The sequence below is a fragment of the Streptomyces sp. JLSY215 genome (genome assembly GCF_059682825.1).
The window spans coordinates 7,297,111-7,317,219 of sequence record NZ_CM185022.1 but is presented as its reverse complement, the minus strand read 5'-3'; the positions used below and the strand labels follow the sequence as shown (position 1 = coordinate 7,317,219).

General features: G+C 73.5%; 15 protein-coding genes. 5 read left to right on the top strand and 10 right to left on the bottom strand.

Annotation, left to right across the window (positions count from 1 at the left end; all coding sequences use genetic code 11):
• The first annotated feature begins 5 nt into the window (after window positions 1–5).
• Both AC5677_RS32410 and AC5677_RS32405 read left to right on the top strand, forming a co-directional pair.
• Complete coding sequence (locus AC5677_RS32410; protein ID WP_497191433.1) at window positions 6–404, top strand: winged helix-turn-helix transcriptional regulator; 399 nt, start codon at window positions 6–8, stop codon at window positions 402–404.
• Between the two features lie 256 nt (window positions 405–660).
• Window positions 661–2,058 (top strand): condensation domain-containing protein, encoded by a 1,398-nt coding sequence (locus AC5677_RS32405; protein WP_497191432.1) that lies wholly within the window; start codon window positions 661–663, stop codon window positions 2,056–2,058.
• A gap of 68 nt (window positions 2,059–2,126) precedes the next feature.
• Here AC5677_RS32405 and AC5677_RS32400 read toward each other — a convergent pair whose 3' ends face one another.
• From AC5677_RS32400 to AC5677_RS32385, 4 genes are all read right to left on the bottom strand, one after another.
• Entirely contained in the window at window positions 2,127–2,948 is an 822-nt protein-coding gene (locus AC5677_RS32400; protein WP_497191431.1) for an APH(3'') family aminoglycoside O-phosphotransferase, read from the bottom strand.
• 127 nt (window positions 2,949–3,075) lie between these two features.
• Entirely contained in the window at window positions 3,076–3,846 is a 771-nt protein-coding gene (locus AC5677_RS32395) for a GNAT family N-acetyltransferase (protein WP_497191430.1), read from the bottom strand.
• Between the two features lie 4 nt (window positions 3,847–3,850).
• Entirely contained in the window at window positions 3,851–4,750 is a 900-nt protein-coding gene (locus AC5677_RS32390; RefSeq protein WP_497191429.1) for an aminoglycoside phosphotransferase family protein, read from the bottom strand.
• Window positions 4,751–4,916: 166 nt separating this feature from the next.
• A complete protein-coding gene (locus tag AC5677_RS32385; protein ID WP_497191428.1) occupies window positions 4,917–5,369 on the bottom strand; it encodes a YbhB/YbcL family Raf kinase inhibitor-like protein in 453 nt (150 codons plus the stop codon).
• Between the two features lie 122 nt (window positions 5,370–5,491).
• On the opposite strand from AC5677_RS32385, the gene AC5677_RS32380 reads away from it, so the two are divergent.
• Window positions 5,492–6,025 carry an NTPase gene (locus AC5677_RS32380; RefSeq protein ID WP_497191427.1) on the top strand — a complete coding sequence of 178 codons (534 nt, stop codon included), beginning with the start codon at window positions 5,492–5,494 and terminating at the stop codon, window positions 6,023–6,025.
• Window positions 6,026–6,125: 100 nt separating this feature from the next.
• Here the strand turns inward: AC5677_RS32380 and AC5677_RS32375 are convergent, their stop codons facing one another.
• From AC5677_RS32375 to AC5677_RS32355, 5 genes are all read right to left on the bottom strand, one after another.
• Window positions 6,126–7,388: a DUF418 domain-containing protein gene (locus tag AC5677_RS32375; RefSeq protein WP_497191426.1), complete on the bottom strand. Its 1,263-nt coding sequence runs from the start codon at window positions 7,386–7,388 to the stop codon at window positions 6,126–6,128.
• Window positions 7,389–7,525: 137 nt separating this feature from the next.
• Window positions 7,526–7,819 (bottom strand): hypothetical protein, encoded by a 294-nt coding sequence (locus tag AC5677_RS32370; RefSeq protein WP_497191425.1) that lies wholly within the window; start codon window positions 7,817–7,819, stop codon window positions 7,526–7,528.
• Between the two features lie 212 nt (window positions 7,820–8,031).
• A complete protein-coding gene (locus tag AC5677_RS32365) occupies window positions 8,032–8,811 on the bottom strand; it encodes an SDR family NAD(P)-dependent oxidoreductase (protein WP_497191424.1) in 780 nt (259 codons plus the stop codon).
• A 79-nt stretch (window positions 8,812–8,890) separates the two neighbouring features.
• Window positions 8,891–11,896 (bottom strand): ATP-binding protein, encoded by a 3,006-nt coding sequence (locus AC5677_RS32360; protein WP_497191423.1) that lies wholly within the window; start codon window positions 11,894–11,896, stop codon window positions 8,891–8,893.
• Between the two features lie 25 nt (window positions 11,897–11,921).
• Window positions 11,922–12,692 (bottom strand): SDR family oxidoreductase, encoded by a 771-nt coding sequence (locus tag AC5677_RS32355; RefSeq protein ID WP_497191422.1) that lies wholly within the window; start codon window positions 12,690–12,692, stop codon window positions 11,922–11,924.
• Between the two features lie 222 nt (window positions 12,693–12,914).
• On the opposite strand from AC5677_RS32355, the gene AC5677_RS32350 reads away from it, so the two are divergent.
• Window positions 12,915–13,643 carry an SDR family oxidoreductase gene (locus AC5677_RS32350; RefSeq protein WP_497191421.1) on the top strand — a complete coding sequence of 243 codons (729 nt, stop codon included), beginning with the start codon at window positions 12,915–12,917 and terminating at the stop codon, window positions 13,641–13,643.
• 62 nt (window positions 13,644–13,705) lie between these two features.
• On the opposite strand, the gene AC5677_RS32345 is transcribed toward AC5677_RS32350, so the two are convergent.
• Complete coding sequence (locus AC5677_RS32345; RefSeq protein WP_497191420.1) at window positions 13,706–16,429, bottom strand: hypothetical protein; 2,724 nt, start codon at window positions 16,427–16,429, stop codon at window positions 13,706–13,708.
• A 92-nt stretch (window positions 16,430–16,521) separates the two neighbouring features.
• On the opposite strand from AC5677_RS32345, the gene AC5677_RS32340 reads away from it, so the two are divergent.
• Window positions 16,522–20,109 carry a CHAT domain-containing protein gene (locus AC5677_RS32340; RefSeq protein WP_497191419.1) on the top strand — a complete coding sequence of 1,196 codons (3,588 nt, stop codon included), beginning with the start codon at window positions 16,522–16,524 and terminating at the stop codon, window positions 20,107–20,109.

Sequence of the window (20,109 nt, the reverse complement as noted above, 5' to 3'; positions counted from 1 at the left end):
GCGAGGTGGCTCACCAAACGGAAACCCACGCCGGGGAAGCCGACCTGGTGCCCTCGCCGGCCGGGCGCAGCGACCGGCCGGTGCCGGACTGTCCGGTCGAGATCGCGCTGGCGGCGATCGGGGGCCGCTGGACCACCTTGGTCCTGCGGGAGCTGATGCAGGGGCCGCACTCCTTCGGCACGCTGCGGGAAAGGCTCCCGACGATCAGTCCCAAGGTGCTGGCCGACCGGCTCCATACGCTCCGCGCACGCGGTCTGGTCGACCAGGAGCGGCTGGCCGGTTTCCCCGCCCGCACCCGCTACACCCTCACCCCGGCCGGGTGGGCGCTGCGTCCGCTGCTCATCGAGCTGTACCGCACGGGCGAACGCCTGGCCACACTCTCCTGCGCGGACGAGTCACCGTGACGTAGCGGCCCGGTGCCCGGCCCAGGCGGCGGCCCGGAGCCCGTGCGGCAGCTGCAGAGTTTCTTCGCGGTCATCGGATCGTTGGTCCGGTCGTGTCAGTGAGCAATACCCCAACCCCATAGGCGCGGATCGACGGCGGCCCCGGCGGGGCGATACCCCACGGCACGGTCGGCGGCCGGTACCCCGCCCCATCCTGTCCGCCCGTCCTCTTCCCCACCTGTGTCCGCGGGACATGCGAATGGAGAGCCTTGTGCGAATGACCGACATCCAGCGTTGCGAGATCCGGCCCGGACGCCTCGTGGAGTGGACGCTGCATCGGACGACCGTCGAGGCCGCGATGAGTTCGCCGGACGATTCCCGACCGCCCGCGTACGTACAGGAGTCCCATGTCCGCACGGCGCGATCGGTACGCCAGGACGGCTTGTTCGTACCGACCTGGCTCGGGACGGCGTTCGACATCCCGGGACAGGTCGATCTCGATGCGCTCCAGGACGCGCTGCGGGCCTGGACGCTTCGGCACGAGACGCTGCGCAGCGGTTTCCGCTGGATCGGCGACGACATGCGGCGCTTCACCCTGGACGCCGATGCCGTCGTGCTGCAGCGGGCGGACATCGGGGACTTTCCCGACGCGGCGACGCTGACCCAGTACCTTCAGGACCGCTTCGACGTCGCGGCGGACGCCCTCAGCTGGCCGAACTTCATCTTCACCGCGGTCGTCAGGGACGGCAGCACGAGCGTCTACATGGCGTTCGACCACAGCAACGTCGACTCGTACTCGATCCAGCGCATCCCCGCCGAGGTCCACGAGCTCTACGCGGCCAGCCGCGAGAGCCGCGCCGTGGACAGGACGCCGGTCGCCAGTTACGTCGACTTCTGCGCAACCGAGCGCACGAACGCCGACCAGATCGACGACACGCATGCGATCGTCGCTCGCTGGCGGGAGTTCATCGCCCAATGCGACGGGAAGCTGCCGAACTTCCCCGTCGACCTCGGTCTCGACCCGGGAGGGAAGGTGCCCACCCAGAAGTTCCTGCACGAGATGCTCGTGGACGACGCGGACGCGGCGGCCTTCGAGGCGTACTGCCGCCCGTACGGCGGGAGCCTCGTCGGCGTCCTCGCGGCCATCGGCCTCATCGTCCGCGATATCGGCGGGCAGCAGGTGTACCGCACCGTCGTGCCGTTCCACACCAGGGCGAAGTCCCAGTGGTCGGACTCGGTGGGCTGGTATGTGGGCGGCGCTCCGATCGAGGTTCCGGTGGCGCAGGCACCGGATTTCGACAGCGCACTGGCCATGGTCCGCGCCGCGCTGCGCAAGAACCGGCCCCTTTCCCGGATGCCCATCGCCCGGGTGCTCCGGCTGCTGGGCTCCGACTTCCGGCCCACGTCTCCGGACCTGTACTCGATCGTCTCGTTCGTCGATGCCCGCGGCATCCCGGGGTCGGAGCGGTGGCAGGACCTCAAGGCGTACGGGCTGATCCGGGTCTCGTACGGCGACCAGGTGTGTGCCTGGGTCACCAGGCTCCACGAGGGCCTGCAGTTCGCCAGCCGCTATCCGGACACCGACGTCGCGTACCGGAACATGCGGCGGTGCGTCGAGCGGCTGCGGGAGCTCATTGTGTCGGTGGCGCGGAAAGACGTGGCCTTGCGCGCCTAGGTGGTTTCGTCCGGATCAGGCGTCCAGGTCAGGCGGTCGTCGGCCCGGTTACGTCGTCGACCGACCGGTCAGCCCCAGGTGAGCGGGTCGAGATGGAGGTAGAAGCGCAGGCGGTCGTGGTCCAGGGCGATGCCGTACCTCTCGGCGAACGCCACGTCCGCGGCCCGTGCCTGCTCCTCGTCCCTCCATGTCTCCCGCGCGTTGGCGAAGAGCAGTGCCAAGTCGGCGTAGCGGTCGGCCAGTCCGAGGCGGCCCAGGTCGATGAAGCCCGACACGTCCAGGGTCTGCGGATCGAGGATGATGTTGGGCAGGCACAGATCCCCGTGGCAGACGACCGTGTCGGCGCCCTCCTGATCCCGTCGCCGAGGGATCTGCGGGGTGAGGCGGGTCAGCAGGTCCGTGGGGGGCGTGTGCTGCTGTTCCGCGGGGAGGAACTCCGGGTTCACGGCGCCACGGGCCACGACGTCGTGTGCCAGGGCGACCATCGCGTCCAGGCCCCGGCGGAACGGGCACTCCGACACGGGCACCTCGTGCAGCCGACGGACCGCGTCCGCGATGCGTTCCCAGGAGGCTCGCAGGTCCTCAGCGGGCATCCGGTCGGCGGGTGTGCCGGAGACGGCGCTGGTCACCAGGCAGGCACCCGCGTCACCGGAGTACCAGTCGAGAACCCGGGGCCCGGGTACGCCCCGACCGCTCAGCCATGCGATCCGGTCCCGCTCGGCCGTCAGGTCGGCTGCCGCCGCCGCGGGTACGCACTTGGCGTACCGGGTGGCGCCCGCATTCCGGAAGACGAGGGCTCCCGACTCACCCGCCGTGACGGGCAGCCAGTCGACGCCGCCCATGCCGAGCAGCGTCGGCGATAAGGCCCGAGGTCCGGAGTGATCGCTCATAACGGCAACTCTAGCCAGCCCGGCATTCCCCGCTCGGGCCGCCGGATCCCCCTCCGCCGCGCCCCGGCGCGATCCGAACGCACCGCCCGGGAGCCGGGACAGGCACAGACCGGCTCAACGGGCCTGGTCAACGGGTGTGGTCAACGGGTGTTCGGCTCGGCGGAATCGCGGCACGGCCGTGGCCGAGCCGGACGCTGAGCTGGGCACCCACTTCCCGGAACCCCAGGGCCAGGGCCACCCGCTGTGATGCGCGGGGCCGCGCTCTCCACTGGGGCAGCAACCCGGCGCCGAGGGCATGGGCCACCGCCGCGGACGCCACGACCCGGGCCAGGCGCCGGCCCCGGTGGCGCGGGGCGACCAGCACACTCAGATGGGCCACCGACCGCGGCCAGGACCGGTACTCGGCCGCGGCCACCACCTCCGCGCCCCGGCGCAGACAGAACGCGGGCGAGTCGATCTCCTCCAGGCCGCTCTCGCCGGCGTCCTCCTCCCCGGCCAGGGCCGGCAACGCGGCCACGCCGGCATCACCGACCGGCAGCCGCTCGACCCCGGCACCTTCGTGCGCAGGACGGAAGCCGCCCCGGTCGAGAGAGAAGAGCGACGCCGGCCCGAGGGCACCGAGTACCGGCAGCACCGCACGCAGACGAGCGGGGTCGACGAGGTCCTCCTGGGACATCCTCCGCGCGGCGTCGTCCATCATCCGGGCAGCCCACGCGCTCGGCGCCGTGACGAGGGACGCGTCTCCGATCCGTACGATCCCGGTCCACGACGGCGGAGCCAACCGCGACCCGGCCGCAACCACCACCGTCGTCCCGCCCGAGGGACAGAACTCGACCGGTACGCCCGCCAGCTCCACCCACAACTCCCGGGCGCGTACGAGCAAGAGATCGTCAGCCATGGTGTCACCCCTCCCCCAGCACCGCCCGGATCACATGCCGGGCGTTGTGTGCCATCGCCTGGTTCGTCCTCCGGTAGTACGGCAGCGCGATCAGCGCCTGGGAGAGGGTCCGGCCCCGGCCGCGGTGCCAGGTCGCGTCGTCCACGTCGAGCGCGTCGCGGAAGACCTGCCGTGCGTCGGCCGGCAGCAGATTCCACGCCGGGAACAGGTCGCAGGCCGGATCGCCCACCCCTGTGCACCCGAAGTCGATCACCGAGGTCAGCCTGCCGCCGGCCACCAGCAGATTGCCCGGCATCAGATCGGCGTGCAGCCACACCGGCGGCCCGTCCCAGGCCGGGGCCCGCAGCGCGTCCTCCCATACGGCGGCCGCGGCATCGCAGTCGACGTCCTCCTGCGGGATCCCGCGCAGTTCCTCGATCGCCGCCCGGGTCGATGCGTCGAGCGAGGCGAGTGGCCCGCCGCGGTGCGCCATCGGCGCCCCCGGCAGGGTGATGTTCCGCATCGCCGCCACGAACCCGGCCAGGTCCTCGGCCAGCGGCACGGGCTCGCGCAGCGCCCCCGCCTCGGCGGTCTCCCCCGGCAGCCACCGGTACACCGACCACGGCCAGGGATACCCCTCGGCGGGGCGACCGGCCCCGAGGACCTCGGGGACGGGCGTGGGCAGCCGGGGTGCGAGGCGGGGCAACCACTTCCGCTCCAGCGACACGTCCTCGGCCCCGCCGTTCACCAGCGGCAGGCGGACGACCATGCCGTCGCCCAGCCGGTACATGGCGTTGACCGTGCCGCCCGACGGAAACCGCGCCAGCGGCAGCCCCGCCCACTGCGGGAACTGCCCGGCGATCAGCCGCCGCACGAGGTCTTCGTCGATGGGGTGTTGGCCGGTATGCATCTGCCCTGTGCTCATGGGGTGCCATCCGACCGCCGGACGCGGACGGGCGTCAAACGCATTTCCCGCCGGTATCCGGGCCCGCGGACACGGGTGCCGGTGACCGCGACGGCGGCCGGTGGCCCTCGCACCGCTCGCCGCCGTGCTCGTCACGGCTGCCCGTCGCGGCCGCCGAGTGCCTGCGTCAGCGTCGGTAGGTGCCCACGAGCGTGCCGCTCGCCAACTCCCGCCCGTGCACGGCACGATGCACCGCGTCGACCGTTGGCCTGCCGTGCAGGGCAAGCGGCTCCGGCACGGCCCACAGGCGGAAGAAGTAGCGGTGCGCCCCGTGGCCCGGCGGAGGCATCGGGCCGCCCCAGCCCACCCGGCCGAATCCGTTGGGCCACTCCTGGCCGCCGGGAGGCGGCTCGCCCTCCGCCGCACCGGAACTCCGCGGGTCGATGCCGGTGACCAGCCAGTGCAGGAACGACCCGCCCGGGGCATCGGGGTCCTCGCAGAGCAGCACCAGCTCCGACGTACCGTCCGGCACCGCGGACCAGGTCAGGGGTGGCGAGGCATCGTCACCCTCGCCGCTGTGGCGTCGAGGGATCTCCGCATGGTCGTCGAACGCCGCGCTGCTGAGCTCAATTCCCGTCATGCGCGCGGCCCTACCCGGTACGGACCGGCCGGCACCGGTCCGGGCGGACGGAGCACCCGACCGGCCGAGTACGTCGGCCGGCCCGCCGGGAACCCGTAGGACGGACGGATACGGAGTACACGATGCCGACGAGAATCCTGCTGGAGGGCCGGCCGGGCGTGGGGAAAACCACCGTCGTCCGCCGATTGGCCGCTCTCCTGCGCACCCGTGAAGCCGTCGGCTTCACGACGGAGGAGATCCGGCACGGCGGCACCCGCACCGGTTTCGCGCTGGAGATCCTGGAGGGCGGCCCCCGGGCCGTGCTCGCCCATGTCGACTTCCCGGGGCCGCCACGGGTGGGCCGGTACGGCGTCGACCTGGGCGTCATGGAGCGGCTCGCGCTGCCGCGGCTCAGGTCGGCAGCGGCGGATCCGGTCCCTGGGGAACTCGTGCTGATCGACGAGCTCGGGCGGATGGAGCTGGCGTGCACCGCCTTCCGGGCCACGGTCCGGGACCTGTTCGCGTCCGATGCCGACATCGTCGCGACGGTCCATGCGAAGAGTGACCCCTTCACCGACAGCCTCAAGCGGCGGGCCGACGTCGAACTCGTCCAGGTGACGCGGGAGAACCGGGACGTCCTCCCCCGGGATCTGGCAGGACGGTTGGAGAGCGGGTGAAGGGCCCGTCGGGATCTCCGGCCGCAGGTCCGCGTTGTCTGCCGTCGCCCCGCCCGCCGGGGGCCGGGCCGAGGACCGAGGCAGGCGGGGGCCGCCGACGTCAGCGCCGTAGCAGTCGCTTCTGCACCGACTCCAGCGGCCCGTGCGCGAACCGCCGCAGCCACAGGCTCGCCCCCGTCACCAGCACCAGACAGATCGCCGCCCACAGGCCCATCACCCACCAGGGGCCCAGGTCCGCCCAACGGGACGCCAGGCCGAGGCCGATGCCGTAACAGGCCAGCATGGCGAGGACGTTCTGCAGTACGTAGCAGGACAGGGCCGTACGGCCGACGGAGGTCAGGGCGGAGATCGTGGCGGAGGCCAGTGGACCGGGGCGGCGCAGCCGGTCCATCGCCGTGCCGATGAGGCCGAGGTAGCCGAGCGCCAGGACCGGTGCGGCCCCGTAGCGGTCGAGGAAGAAGAAGGCCGGGCCGCCCAGTACGGCCAGGGCGGTGAGGGGCAGGCCGATTCCCAGTCCCCAGCCGGCCAGCCGGCGTCGTATGCGGCGCCCGGCCGCGTCGTCCTGGAAGGCCCCGGCACGGAAGAGCCGTACGCCGAGCAGGAACAGGAACACCAACAGGCCGAAGGAGAAGACCGGTTCCATGCGCAGTGCCAGGGCGTGCGACAGCCGGAAGGCGATCTGTTCCGGATAACTCCGCTCGGCGTACAGCGCCACGGCATCGGCGTCGGGGCCGCCCTCCGTCCCGCCGCCCGGGGCGAGCAGCATGGCGGCCGTGATCAGCGTCATCGCCGCCAAGTGGAGTCCGCCCATGGCGATCCAGGTGACGCGCTGGGCCCGCGCGGACCGCGTGAGCAGCCAGGCCACCAGCATCGCGACCACCGCGTACCCCATCAGCACGTCCCAGGCGAAGACGAGGACGAAGTGCACGGTGCCCTCGGCGAAGAGGAACAGCGCCCGCCACTTGTACCGGCCCGGCCACGGCTGCCCGCGCCCGGCCGCCGACCGGAACTGGATGGCCAGCCCGACTCCGAAGAGGATCGTCAGCATCGACAGGAACTTGCCGTTCGCGAGGGACCGGAAGACCGTCTCCGCCACCCCGGCCAGGGACGACGAGTCGGCTCCCGACGCCGTTCCGGCGCTTCCGCCGAGGACGCCCCACTCGGCGCCCGGCCCGGCGAAAATCCAGACGTTGCTCATCAACGTCCCCAGAATCGCCACCCCGCGCAGCACGTCCAGCAACGGAAGGCGCGCCCGTGCCGCGCCTTCCGCGTCTCCGACGGCCCCCTCCGCCGCCACGGCTGTCTGTGTCCCCACTGCCTCGGCCACCCCAACTCCCGCCCACGATGTGCGTCTTGACACCATGGTCGAGGCCTGCCGGGCCCGATTCCTCGTCCGCAACGACGAATGCGTACTACATCCTTGGATGCAGTACGCCCCCGACGAAGGGCAGAACGGAGCCCGGCGCCGGGCCTTCGCCTCGGACGCCGGGCCCCTGTCCGCTACTTGCCGCCGCCACCGACGGCGTTGTTGCAGCCCATGCTGGAGCCGATCCCGCTGGACTGCGCGCCCGGGGCGCCCTCGCCGTTGAGCGCATTGCCCAGCAGGCCGTTGAGGACGCCGACCTCGCCGAGGACGTCGACGTTCAGGTCGTGCGAGCGGCACGAGCTGCCGGACTTGACGTTCCACGTCTCGCCGCCGCCCCACCCGCCGTGGGCGTAGGCGGTGCCGGCGTCGAGGAGGGCGACGCTGCCGAGGGCGGCAACCACAACGGCGGCCTTGTGAAGCTTGCGCATTTCTCTCTCCCGAGCTTGGTTGGATGCGATCTGTGAGCGATCAACTCCCTACAGTTTCCAAACGGTAATACGACATATCTCACAAACCGTCAGTGACACGCCGCATCGCCCGACCGTCTCCGCGACGGTCAGGCCGACGGCGCGAGCGTCGGCCGCCGCCCCCGGGCGCCGCTCGTGGCCCCGCCGGACGCGGCATCCCTGTGGGTCTGGGCTCAGTGCACGGAGAGTCCGCCGTCGACGAAGATCGACTGTCCGGTGACATAGCCGGATCCGCGGCCGGCCAGGAAGACCGCCGCCGCGGCGAAGTCCTCGGCCAGGCCGTTGCGCCCGACCATCGTGCGCGCGGCCAGCTCCGCCACCTTCTCCGGGTCGGACGACAGCCGCTCATTCAGCGGGGTCATGACGAAGCCGGGCACCAGGGTGTTGCAGGTGACGCCGTACGGCGACCACGCCTCGGCCTGAGAGCGGGCCAGCGACTCCAGCGCCCCTTTGGAGACCCCGTAGGCGCCGCTCTGGACGAACGCCCGGTGCGCCTGCTGCGAGGTGATGTGGATGATCCGCCCGAAGCCCCGCTCGGCCATGCCCGGCCCGAACCGCCCGCCCAGCAAGTAGGGCGCCTCCAGGTTCACCGCCATCGTGGCGTCCCACACCTCCTCGCCCAGCTCGCCCATCGGCGGCCGCAGGTTGATCCCGGCGCAGTTGACGAGGATGTCGGGCTCACCGAAGACCGCGGCCGCCCGCTCCGCCGCCGCGCGCACCCCGTCGCGGGTGCCCAGGTCGGCGCTCACCCAGGCCGCCCGGCGACCCTCCGCCGTCAGCTCGTCGACCGTGGCGGCCAGTTCCGCCTCCTTGCGCGCCACGATCACCACGCCCGCCCCCGCCCGCGCGAGAGCTCCGGCGATGGCCCGGCCGATGCCGGAGCTGCCGCCGGTCACCACGGCGACCCGGTCGTCCAGCGAGAACAGTTCGGAGAGGTAGCTGTGTGTGCTCATGCCCGCACCCTAGACGGGCCGTCCGCGGCGAGCGGGGGCGGGCGGAACGCAGGGGCGGGGAGCCAACTCGGGAGCACAGTCAGGTGGGTTCGGGTGGGTTCAGGTGGACTCCGGTGATCGGAGGAGGCTGCTGAGCGGGCGCGGTGTCCCGGCCGGCGCCGGACCGGCTCCCGGTGGTACCGCCGCGCGCCGCCTCCGCCACGCTCTCGACGACGTTCTCGGGCAGGCCCAGCCGGCGCAGCACGTCCAGGATGTCGGCCCCCATGACGGCCACCGACCCGGCGGCCTCCCGGTAGCGCGTCCGTGCCGCGGCGTGCGCGCCGCGCGCCTCGGCGATGCGGCCGAGTCCGGCGAGGGTCCGTACCCGGGTGCCGACGCTCTTGACCCAGTGCGGGTCGACGCGTTCCAGAGCCTCCCCGTACAGCCGCTCCGCCTCGGCCAGGTCTCCGTCGAGCAGGGCCATGTCGCCGAGCCCGCGCAGGGCCGCCGCCAGGACGGTGGAGCTGCCGGCGCGGCGGGCGAGACCGGCTGCCCTGTCGTAGTCGGCGCGGGCCGCCGCCGCCTCCTCCTCGCCGATACGGTGATCGCCCCGGTTGACCAGCAGATCGGCGCTGTCCTCCAGGGCGCCGAGCTGTTCGGTGAGGGCGAGCGCCTCGTCGGTCAGCGCGATGGCCCGCGCGCGGTCGCCGTGTCCGCCCGCCAGGCCGGCGAGCGCGTCCAGGGTCAGGGCGGTGCCCCAGCGGTCGCCGAGCGCGCGGAAGCCCTCGACGGCCGTGACGAAGATCCGCTCCGCCCGCGCGGTGTCCCCCTCGCTGAGCGGGCCGAACCCCGACACGTATTGGGCGGCCGCCCGCGCCCATGGCTCGGAGCAGTCGCGCTGGGACGAGACGAGCGCGAAGGCGCTTTGCGGATCGGCCTCGCCCGCGTTGCGCATCATCCACAGGAACAGCCCGACGGGGTAGCGGCCCGGCCGCCCACCCGCCCATGCGGCGGCCAGCAGCTTCTCCGCGGTCGCGCGGTGGCGCTGCCACACCGGCCGGCCGGCGACGCCGGACGCCGCCAGCAGGACGCACGTCACGTACTCCTCGCCGAGTCCGTCCGGCGGTGCGTCGCCGACCGCTTCGAGGAGCGCGGTGGCCTGCGGCGCGACCGAGGCGGACACGCCCCGGACCCACAGGTAGTGCGAGGCGGCGGCGAGCAGCCGCAGACCGGTCTCCACGTCCCGCGCCTGGACCGCCCAGCGCACGGCCGCCAGGAAGTTGCCGTGTTCGGCCGTCAGGACGGGCAGCCACTCCAGCTGCCCGGCGCGCCGCAGATGGGGGTCGGCGGTCCGCGCCTGCTCCAGGAACCTCTGGGCGTGCGCGCGCTGTACGGGGTCCCGTTCGCCGGCCGCGTCGAGCCGTTCGCCGCCGTAGGCGCCGATCGTCTCCAGCATCCGGTAGCGGCCCGCCGCCACCTCCAGGAGCGACTTGTCGACCAGCGACTCCAGCGTCTCGCCGTCGGTGCCGCACACCCGCAGCGCGGACTCGGCACTCGCGCCGCCGGCGAAGACCGTGAACCGCCGCGCGGCCCGCTGCTCGGGCTCGGAGAGCAGGTCCCAGCTCCACGCGACCACCGAGCGCAGCGTCCGGTGCCGTTCGTCGGCCGTGCGGCTGCCGCGGGCCGCGACCCCGAGCCGGTCGTCCAGCCGTCCCGCGAGATCGTCGACGTCGAGCGTCCGGATACGCGCCGCCGCGAGTTCGATGGCCAGCGGCAGGTTGTCGAGGGCGGCGCAGATCCGGCGTACGACCTGGGGGCCGGCGGCGAAACCGCGCCGTGCGGCGCGGGCCCGGTCGGTGAAGAGCCGTTCGGCCGCGGCGGCGTCGAGCGGCTTCACCTGCCAGAGGTTTTCCCCGGTGATACCGAGCGGCTCGCGGCTCGTCGCGAGGAGCCGCAGCCGTGGGCAGACCGCCAGGAGCCGCGCCGCCAGTGCCGCGGCCTCGTCGACGAGGTGCTCGCAGTTGTCCAGGACCAGCAGCAGCCTGCGGTCCGACAGCGCCGCGATCAGGCGATCGACCGGCGACCGGCGGCCGTCCTCCAGGCCGAGCCCGTTCTCGCGCAGGCCGAGCGCGCGCAGCAGCGCCTGCGGCAGTCCGGCGCCGTCGCGCAGCGCAGCCAGTTCCACGAAGCAGACCTCGTCGGCCTCGGTACCCGCGGCAGCCGCGATCTCGACGGACAGCCGGGTCTTGCCGACACCGCCGGGGCCGGTCAGCGTGACCAGCCGGGCCGCCCGCAGCAGACCAGCGACCTCGGCCACCTCGTCGGCGCGGCCGACGAACGCCGTCAGCTGGGCGGGCGGCGCGGCGGGCGCGGGATCGGGATCGGCCCTCAGCAACTCAGCGTGTATCGCGCTGAGTTCGGCGGAGGGATCGGTGCCCAGTTCATCGGCCAGGCGCCGCCTGGTCTCCTCGAACACCACCAGCGCCGCGGCCCGCCCGCCCTCGGCGAACAGCGCCCGCATCAGCAGGCCCGCGAGTCGTTCCCGGAGGGGATGGCGGCCGACCAGCTCGCGCAACTCGGCCACGACGGCGTGGGGTTCGCCCGTCCGGCACTCCGCCTCGATCCGGTCCTCGAGCGCCCCGAGCCGCCGCTCCTCCAGCCGTACGGCGGCGGGTCGGACCGTTTCGCCCTCGGCGAGCCCGGCCAGCGCCGGCCCCCGCCACAGTTCCAGCGCCGCGCGCAGCAGGGTGAGCGCGCGATCCGCGTCACCGTCGTGCAGTGCGGCCCGCCCTTCCTGGGCCAGCCGCTCGAACCGGCAGGCGTCCACGTCGTCCTCCGGAACCACGATCCGGTAGCCCGCCCCGGCCGCTTCGAGCGCGGCCCCCGAGCCGAGGGCCTTGCGCAGCCTGGAGACCTGGGACTGCAGGGCGTGCGCCGACACCGCCCCGTCGGGGTCGACGGCGTCGGCCAGCCGGTCGGCCGACACCACCTCCCCGGGTCGTATCAGCAGCAGGGCCAGCAGCGCGCGGCGGGCCGGGCCGCCCAGCGGCACCTCGGTCCCGTCGTCGCGCCACGCCCGGGTCTCACCGAGGATTCCGAACAGCATGCCGGTGATTATTCACCGGCATTGATCATGCGTGGGCGATCGGGCCGAGATACGTTCCGCCCGAGACGTCGATGGTCTGGCCCGTCACCCACCGGCCCTGGGGTCCCGCCAGGAAACCGACGACATCGGCGACGTCCTCGGGCTCGCCGATCCGCCCGAGCGCGGTGACCGCTTCCAGGGCGGCGACCACCTCGGGGAGGGAGGTGTAGCCGGCGGTCATATCGGTCCGCACCGCGCCGGGGGCGACCGTGTTCACGGTGATGCCGCGGCCGCCGAGCTCATTGGCCAGCGACGGGGTCATCGACTCCAGCGCCGCCTTGCTGATGGTGTAGCCGATCTGGGTGGAGACGGCGAACCGGCTGGCCGTCGAGCCCATGTTGATGATGCGGCCGCCGTCGTTGAGCAGCGGCAGCGCGCGCTGGACCACGAAGAAGGGCGCGCTGACGTTGATGGCGAACAGCCTGTCGAGCTCCTCCGGGGTCACCTGCGCGATCGGATTGCCCGAGATGATGCCCGCGTTGTTGACCAGGATGTCCAGCCCGCGCCCCGCCGCCCCCGCGGCCAGACCCTCGAACAGCCGGTCCACGGCACCCTCCTCGCCGAACCGGGCCCGCACGGCGAACGCCCGGCCGCCCGCCTCCTCGATCCGCGCCACGGTCTCCTTGGCCGCCCCGTCGTTGCCCCCGTAGTGAACGGCAACGAGCGCCCCCTCGGCCGCGAGCCGCAGCGCAACCGCCCGGCCGATGCCCCGCGATCCACCCGTCACCAGCGCCGTCTTACCGTTCAGCGTGCCCATTGCCTGCTCCTCGTTCCGTGGCCGGCCCTCGGCGGATCCGGCGATGGGGCAACAGTGGCGGCGACCGCTCACCGCACGCTCACCGCGCGCTCACCGGCCGACGGGGGCGGAGTGCGGCGGCTTGAGCAACACGCCGGATGCACACCCCTGACCTACCGTCAAACGCCCACATGGGGATCATGTGCCATATTCCCGACGCATTCTCTCGTCGAAAGGCATGTCATGAAGTTCGCAGTCATGGGCGGCACCGGGCTGATCGGTTCGCAGGTCGTCAAGAATCTGAACGCCGCCGGCCACGAGGCGGTACCGCACTCGCCGTCCACCGGGGTCGACGTCCTCAGCGGCCAGGGGCTGGACGAGGCGGTGGCGGGGGCCGATGTCCTCGTCAACCTGACGAACTCCCCGACGTTCGACGAAGCCTCCCTGGCCTTCTTCCAGACCTCGATGGACAACCTTCTGGCCGCGGGCCGGAAGGGCGGTGTCGGGCACTTCGTCATTCTCTCGATCGTCGGCACGGACCAGGTGCCCGAGCTGGACTACTACCGGGCCAAAGCGCTCCAGGAGAACATCCTCACGGCCGGACCGATCCCGTATTCCATCGTCCGCGCGACGCAGTTCATGGAATTCATCGATGCGGTCATGTCCTGGACCACCGAAGGGGACACCGTCCGGCTGCCCGCCACGCCGATCCAGCCGATCGCGGCCAAGGACGTGGCCGACGCGGTGACGGAAGTCGCCGCGGGCGCCCCGCTGAGGGGCATTCGGAACGTCGGCGGCCCCGAGGTCTTCGCCCTGGACGAGCTGGGCCGGATCACCCTGGCCCACAAGTCCGACGGCCGCACGGTGGAAACCGATCCCACCGCCGGCATGTTCGCCGTCGTCAAGGGTGACGTCCTCACCGACAAGAACGCCCACCTCGCCCCCACCCGCTACGCCGACTGGCTTTCCTGAGCCGCGTGCGCCGTGCCCTGGGCGCTGTAGCCCGGCGAACCGGCCGGCTACGGCGCTCCGCGTCACCTCTGCCCGGAACGCCCCTCGGTGGCGGGCGGTGAACGGTCCGCGCCCGTTTCCCGCCGGTACTCCTCCCAGAGCTTCTCGACGAGCTCGCGGTGCTGCTGTATGCGGGGCAGCTCGGCGAAGCGGTGCAGCCGGATCAGGCACTGCTTGAAGAAATCGATGGAGTCCAGGAGATCCGGGATCACCCAGGGCGCGCCCTCGCGCACGCAGGAGCCGGCCAGCGTGACCGACATTTCCGCCGACCGCGCCGCCTCCTCCCAGGCGCCCGTCTCGCTCTGCAGGGTCGCGTGGTTCAGCAGGGCGATGCTCAGGTGGGGGCCGTGGGCCCGGGGGTCCTTCTGGAACAGCTCGTGGAGACCGGCCAGAGCGTGCCGGTACGCGGTGAGCGCGTTTTCGCGGTCTCCGAGGGCACGCAGCCGGTTGCCGAAGTTCAGCTGGGTCTTCGCGAGGCTGCCGCGGTGGATCCCGGGGAAACGGCGGTCCAGCTCCTGGAGCCGGACGAGCGCCTCCTCGGTGACGGCGAACGCCTCGGCGGCACGCCCCAGCCGGCCGAGCGCGTTGCCGTGCGCATCGAGGAGGGCAAGATACCGCCGCAGATGCAGGGCACCGGACCGGGCGACCATCTCCCGCAGCAGGTCGAGGGCCTGGCCGGAGTACTCCACCGACCGCTCCAGCTCCCCGGCCTCGCACAACACCGCGCCCGCCAGGCCCAGCGCGCTCGCGAGAGCGCTGCGCGCTTCCGGACCGCCCGATGCGGCCCGCCTGCGGACGATCTCCAGGGCCTCCAGGGCGGCGTCGCGGGCCGCTGCGCCGTCGTTCGCGTCGTACCGGGCGGTGGCCAGGCGGTGCAGGGCGTCCTCCAGTTGCCCGGACGCCCGCTCCCGCGCCAGCCCGACCGCTTCCTCCGCCACCCGGCCGGCGTCGTCGGCATGTCCGAGCATGCCGAGCGCCTGGGACAGGGCGACGAGTGCATCGACCAGCTCCGCGGCGAAGTGCGGCTGCTGGGCGCGGAGCTCGTCCACCGCGCGCTGGGCGAAATGAGCGGCCTGATGGAACTGCCCGGACTCGAACAGCCGGCGCGAGGCGTGGCGGTAGAGGAGGGACGGACCGGGTGTCACGGTGGAGGGTGTCACCGCGCCCGGTGCCGCCGCGCCCGGTGTCCCCCGACGCGGCGGCGTCCGCAGCAGGCGCTGCAGCACCTTCGCGGCAAGGCCGGTGAGGCTCACGTGGTTCAGCGGCAGCCGCACATACGCCGCGAGGGCGTACTCGGGGCCGACCCGGTCGAAGGCCTCCTCCATCGCGCCCAGCAGCGGACCGGCGACGTCGACACGGGCGGACACCTCGCAGAAGGCGGCCAGGCAGTGCTCCGGGTGGTCGCGCAGCAGGACGGTCAGGGCGGCCTCGGCGGCGCGGGCCGACCGGTCATCGGTGGCGGTGGCGGTGGCAGCTCCGGCGGCATCCGTCAGGCCGGCGAGGCGGCACAGGACGCCCAGCGAGCCGGGCAGGTCGGCGGGGTCGACCGCCAGCACGGCGCGGGCGAATACGTCACCGCCCCGGTCCGGGTCTCCGTACGCCCGGAGGACCTCGCGCAGGGCGTCGTCCGCGAGGGCCCGCGGCGTCAGCGCGGCCACGTACCACGGCTGACCGCCGTCGGGCGGGCGGGTCTCGCGCAATGCCTCGACGGTGCGCGCGGCGTCGTGGCGTCCCGAGCGGAAGTGGGGCAGCACCGAGAGCACGCGGACCGCCGCGGCCCGGTCCCGTGCGGGTGCCAGGGTGAGGAGGGACAGCGTCTGGGAGAGCAGGAGTTCATCGTCGTGGAATCCGAGTCCGGCCCGCCGCACCCGCGCGGCCCAGCGGGCGCGCTCCGCCGCGTGCAGGACCCGGTACGCGCCGGCCGGCCCGTCCCCGCCGCCCTCCGTCGGCTCGTCACCGGTCCCGTCCCCCAGGGCGGCGGCGAGCGCGACGGCGCATACGTCCCCGATCGACGCGCAGCCGGCGTAGGCGGCCGCGCTCGGCGCCGTTGCGCCGGGGACCGCCGCGCGGCCGAGCGCACGGCGGAAGGCCCCGTACGCCGCCTCGGCGAGCCGCGCCGTGAAGGGCTCGTCGCCCATGGCGGGGAGCGGGAAGGCCGCCTCGGAGTCGAGGAGTTCGGCCGCGAGGCCCGCGATGTCCTCGTTGTCCTCGCTGCCCCCGTTGCCCCCGTTGTCCTCGATGTCCTCGCCGGTGCGGAAGGTCGCGGAGACCGGATGTTCCCCGAGGAGCAGGACGCGCAGACGGTTGGTGTCCTCGCGGCTGACGGCCTTCGCCAGGGCGGCCACTTCGGCGGGCCGGGCCGCCGCGTCGTCGACGCCGACGAAGACCCGCTCGCCGCGCCGCAGGGCGGCCGCGACATCGGCCGGGGAATCGTCGGGGGCCAGAGCGCGCGCGTACCAGCCGTCCGCGGTGAGTTCCGCCACCAGCCGCAGCAGGAGCCGTGACGTGCCGCTCCCCGGGCCTCCGGCCAGCCGGGCGAGCGCCGGTTCGGCGGGGCCGGTGGACCGGCACCACTCCCGCAGGGCCCGGAACTCGGGCCGCTCCTGGAAGGGAACGGTCTCTGCGGCGGCGGACAACAGGCGGCTGGGAGAGGGAAGTTGCTCCTCGGGTAAGGCCACGGCCTCCGCATCGGGGCCGACTTCCGTTCCGGCCTCGGGTCCGTACGGCCGGCCCGCAGTTGCGCTCATCGCCTCATCCAACACCACCCTCGCGGCGCCGGGAAGGGGGTCGCGGACGGCACGCGCTGGTGACCGGTCGGGGAGAGTGCGAAGCTGCCGGCATGGTGGAGAGCTCCCCGCTCGACGGGGCCGTGACAGAGCTGTCTTTCCGGCTGTGGGCACTCGTCGGCAGGGGCAATCCGGACCCCTTGCTCGACGATGCCGCGGCGCACCTTGCACGGCAGATCGTCCGGGAGGGGACGGGGCCGGAAGGCCGGGCGGGGAAGGGCCCGGAGGCCGGGGAGGCCGAAGGAGCCGAGCCATCCGAGGAATCCACGGGAGCCGGCGACGAGCGTCTCGTCAACGCGCTCCGCTGCGCCGCGCTCGTCCACTGGTACCGCTACCTGCTCCTGCCCAGGGGCCGGTGCGAGACGGACCTGATCGCCCTGCGGAGCGCTCTCGACGCCCTGGGCGAGGGCCCCGTCGAGATGTTCCCCGGCTCGCTGAGCCTGAGTTCCCTCGCGCGGTCCGGCGAGCCGCCGCGGACGGTGCCGGTCGACGTCGTCGACGCGGCCGTGCGCTGGGCCGATCAGGCGCGCCGGGCCTTCGAGGCGTCCGGTGACCCGAGAGCCCTGGACGAGGCGGAGCGGCACCTCCGCGTTCAGATCGCGGTGCTGTACGGCGACGAGCGGCTCCCCGCCCTGCAGTCCGCCCTGGCGACGCTGACCGTCACCCGCTTCCTCGCGGACCCCGGCAAACTCTCCTACGCCGATGAGGCCGTCGCCCTCCAGCGCAGGGCCGTCGAGCTGCTGGACCCGGGCGACGCCCGGCGCGCCGAAGCGCTGTCCCGGCTGGGCCGCCTGCTGGGGCACCGCTGCCTGGCCACCGGCAGTACGGCGCAGCTGCCGGAGGCCGTCGAGGTGCTGCGCAGGGCCGCCGAGTCCACCGACAAGGAGCTGCCCGAGCACGCCAAGCGCCTGTTCCACCTGGGGCACCTCCTCTTCCGCCAGGCCGAGGCGGCCGATGACGACGCCGCTCTGGAGGAGGCGGTCACGGCGCTTCGCGCTTCCGTGACCGGCCCGGACACCCCCGAACGGGCCGAGATGCTGCTGACCGCCCTGGGCCGCCGCGCCCAGCGCGACCCCGGCACCGCGGACGAAGCCCTGGAGCTGATCGGCCCGCTGCTGCCCGTCGTCCCGGCGGACCACCCCCACGCGGCCGTTCACTGGGCGAACTTCGGCAATCTCCTCCTCGACCGCTTCCGGACCGGCGGTTCCCCGGAGGATCTCCGGCGCGCCGTCGAGAGCCTGCGCGAAGCCGTCGCGCGCGCCACGCCCGACAGCACGGCCGAGTGCCGGACCTCACTGAGCCGGGCGCTCAAGACCCGCTTCGAGCACGGGGGTGGACCGGCCGACCTCGACGAGGCCGTGGTACTCGCCCGGGAGAGCCTGGCAACGCCCGCCCCCGCCACCACTCTTGGCGACCGCGAGGCCAATCTGGCCACCGCGCTGCTGCTCCGGTACGAGCACTCCGGCGCCCTCTCGGACCTGGCCGAGGGCACCGCCCTCCTCGAAGGGCTGGTGGCGCGGACCGCCCCGGACGACCCGCAGCGCCCCTCCAGGGTCAGCAATCTGGCGACGGCGCGCGCCTGGCGGGCCCGCACCGGCGACCGGACGGCCCTGGAGGACACCATCGCGCTGCACCGCGAGGCCCTCGCGGCGGCGACGCCGCACTCGGACGAACACACCGGATTTCTCTCCAACTTGGGGGTGTTCCTGCTGGAGGAGGGCGGCGTCACCCATCTCGACGAGGGCATCCGGGCGCTCGAAGAGGTCGTGGCCCGTACTCCCCCCGGTCATCCGCAGCGCCCGGTCCGGTGGTCCAACTACGCCGGTGCGCTGCACAAACGGGCCGTCCGGCGCGGGGACACGGCCGATCTGAACAACGCCGTCGCGGCCCACCGGGAAGCGTGCGCCGTCGCCCCGGAGGACCTCCCGGACCGGGCGATGCTGCTGACCAACCTGGCCGAATCGCTGCTGGTGCGCCACCGCCGTACGGGCCACGTCCGCGACCGCGAGGAAGCGGCGGAGTTCCTGGCGCAGGCCGCGGAACTCCGTGCCGCCCCGGTCCGCCTCCGGATCGCCGGCGCCCTGGCCCTGGGCCGCCTGGCGGCGGAGGCGGCGGACGGCGCCACGGCGTTGCGGGGGTTCGGCACCGCCGTCCGGCTCCTGCCGGTACTGGCCTGGCGGGGCCTCGAACGCGGGGACCAGGAACAACTCCTCGGCGGCCACCGTTCGGTCCTCTACGACGCGGCCGCCTGGGCCACCGCCGCCGACGACCCCGAGCAGGCCGTCGAGCTGCTCGAACACGGCCGGTACGTGCTGTGGAACCAGGGCCTGGAGACCCGTGCGGACCTCGCCCGGCTCCGCCTCGCCGACCCGGCCCTGCACGAACGTCTCGTCCGCCTCCAGACCGTGCTGACCGCGCACGACGCCACACCGCGGGCCCCCGGCGTGCGGCGCGGCCCGGACGACGAACGGCGGGTCTCCCTGCTCCGCGAGTGGGACACCTTGGCCGAACGGGCCGGGGAGATCGCGGGCCTCACCCGCTTCGCCGCCGCGCCCGCCTTCGACGACCTACGGGCGGCCTGCGGGGCGATACCCGTGGTCCTGGTGAACATCAGCGGCTACCGGTGCGACGCGCTCGTCGTGTCACGGACGGGCGTGCGCACCGTCCCGCTCCCGGACACCAGCGCTGCGGAGGTCGCCGACCGGGCGTATGCGTTCCTCGGGGCGCTGATGCGGCTGGACCAGCGGCCGCCGCTCGGCGAGAAGACCGAACTCCTCGACCTGGTACGGCGCACCCTGGACTGGCTCTGGTCCACCATCACCCGGCCGGTCCTGGACGCCCTGGGATTCACCGGCCCGCCCGCCGCGGGAGAAGCCCCGCCGCGGCTGCGGTGGAGTCCGACGGGCCTGCTGGCGCTGCTCCCGCTGCACGCCGCCGCCGACTACGACGGCACGCCCGGCGCGAGCGTGTTGGACCGCGTCGTCTCCTCGTACACGGGATCGCTGCGGGCGCTGCTCCGGACGGAACACGGCGCGCGGCCGCCGGCCGCTGCCGGCCCGCTGGTCGTGGCGGTGCCGGTGTCGGGGGACCGTGCGCCGCTGACGCATGTGGAGGCGGAACTGCAGGCGATCGTCCGGCACTCCCCCGTCCCGCCCGAGGTCCTGCGCGGCCCCCGGGCGAGCCGTGACAACGTACGCCGCGCGATGAAGCGCCACAGCGTCGTCCACTTCGCCTGTCACGGATGGCAGGACCCCACCGACCCGTCGACCGGCCATGTGTGCCTGTACGACGGGAACGTTCAGGTGTCCGAGATCGCCGACGGGACCTGGGGAAGCGCCGAGCTGGTCGTCGTCTCGGCCTGCCGGACGGGCACGGGCGGGGTCGACCTGCCGGACGAGGCGCTCCATCTGTCCGCCGGTCTCCAACTGGCGGGCTGCCGGCATGTGATCGGAACCCTCTGGTCGGTCCGGGACGACAGTTCGGCCGAGCTCGCCGAGCTGTTCTACGCGGCGCTGGGCGACGGTGAACGCCTGGACCCGGACCGGTCCGCCCTGGCGCTGCACCGCGCGGTGCGGCAGCTGAGGGACCGGGACCCGTACGACCCGACGCGCTGGGCCTTCCACTTCCACACGGGGCCGTGA

What these genes read in the sequence shown, in the direction of transcription:
- AC5677_RS32405 (WP_497191432.1), top strand. Translation starts at nt 661, where the DNA reads ATGACCGACATCCAGCGTTGCGAGATCCGGCCCGGACGCCTCGTGGAG.
- AC5677_RS32400 (WP_497191431.1), bottom strand. Translation starts at nt 2,948, where the DNA reads ATGAGCGATCACTCCGGACCTCGGGCCTTATCGCCGACGCTGCTCGGC.
- AC5677_RS32395 (WP_497191430.1), bottom strand. Translation starts at nt 3,846, where the DNA reads ATGGCTGACGATCTCTTGCTCGTACGCGCCCGGGAGTTGTGGGTGGAG.
- AC5677_RS32390 (WP_497191429.1), bottom strand. Translation starts at nt 4,750, where the DNA reads ATGAGCACAGGGCAGATGCATACCGGCCAACACCCCATCGACGAAGAC.
- AC5677_RS32385 (WP_497191428.1), bottom strand. Translation starts at nt 5,369, where the DNA reads ATGACGGGAATTGAGCTCAGCAGCGCGGCGTTCGACGACCATGCGGAG.
- AC5677_RS32380 (WP_497191427.1), top strand. Translation starts at nt 5,492, where the DNA reads ATGCCGACGAGAATCCTGCTGGAGGGCCGGCCGGGCGTGGGGAAAACC.
- AC5677_RS32375 (WP_497191426.1), bottom strand. Translation starts at nt 7,388, where the DNA reads ATGGTGTCAAGACGCACATCGTGGGCGGGAGTTGGGGTGGCCGAGGCA.
- AC5677_RS32370 (WP_497191425.1), bottom strand. Translation starts at nt 7,819, where the DNA reads ATGCGCAAGCTTCACAAGGCCGCCGTTGTGGTTGCCGCCCTCGGCAGC.
- AC5677_RS32365 (WP_497191424.1), bottom strand. Translation starts at nt 8,811, where the DNA reads ATGAGCACACACAGCTACCTCTCCGAACTGTTCTCGCTGGACGACCGG.
- AC5677_RS32360 (WP_497191423.1), bottom strand. Translation starts at nt 11,896, where the DNA reads ATGCTGTTCGGAATCCTCGGTGAGACCCGGGCGTGGCGCGACGACGGG.
- AC5677_RS32355 (WP_497191422.1), bottom strand. Translation starts at nt 12,692, where the DNA reads ATGGGCACGCTGAACGGTAAGACGGCGCTGGTGACGGGTGGATCGCGG.
- AC5677_RS32350 (WP_497191421.1), top strand. Translation starts at nt 12,915, where the DNA reads ATGAAGTTCGCAGTCATGGGCGGCACCGGGCTGATCGGTTCGCAGGTC.
- AC5677_RS32345 (WP_497191420.1), bottom strand. Translation starts at nt 16,429, where the DNA reads ATGAGCGCAACTGCGGGCCGGCCGTACGGACCCGAGGCCGGAACGGAA.
- AC5677_RS32340 (WP_497191419.1), top strand. Translation starts at nt 16,522, where the DNA reads ATGGTGGAGAGCTCCCCGCTCGACGGGGCCGTGACAGAGCTGTCTTTC.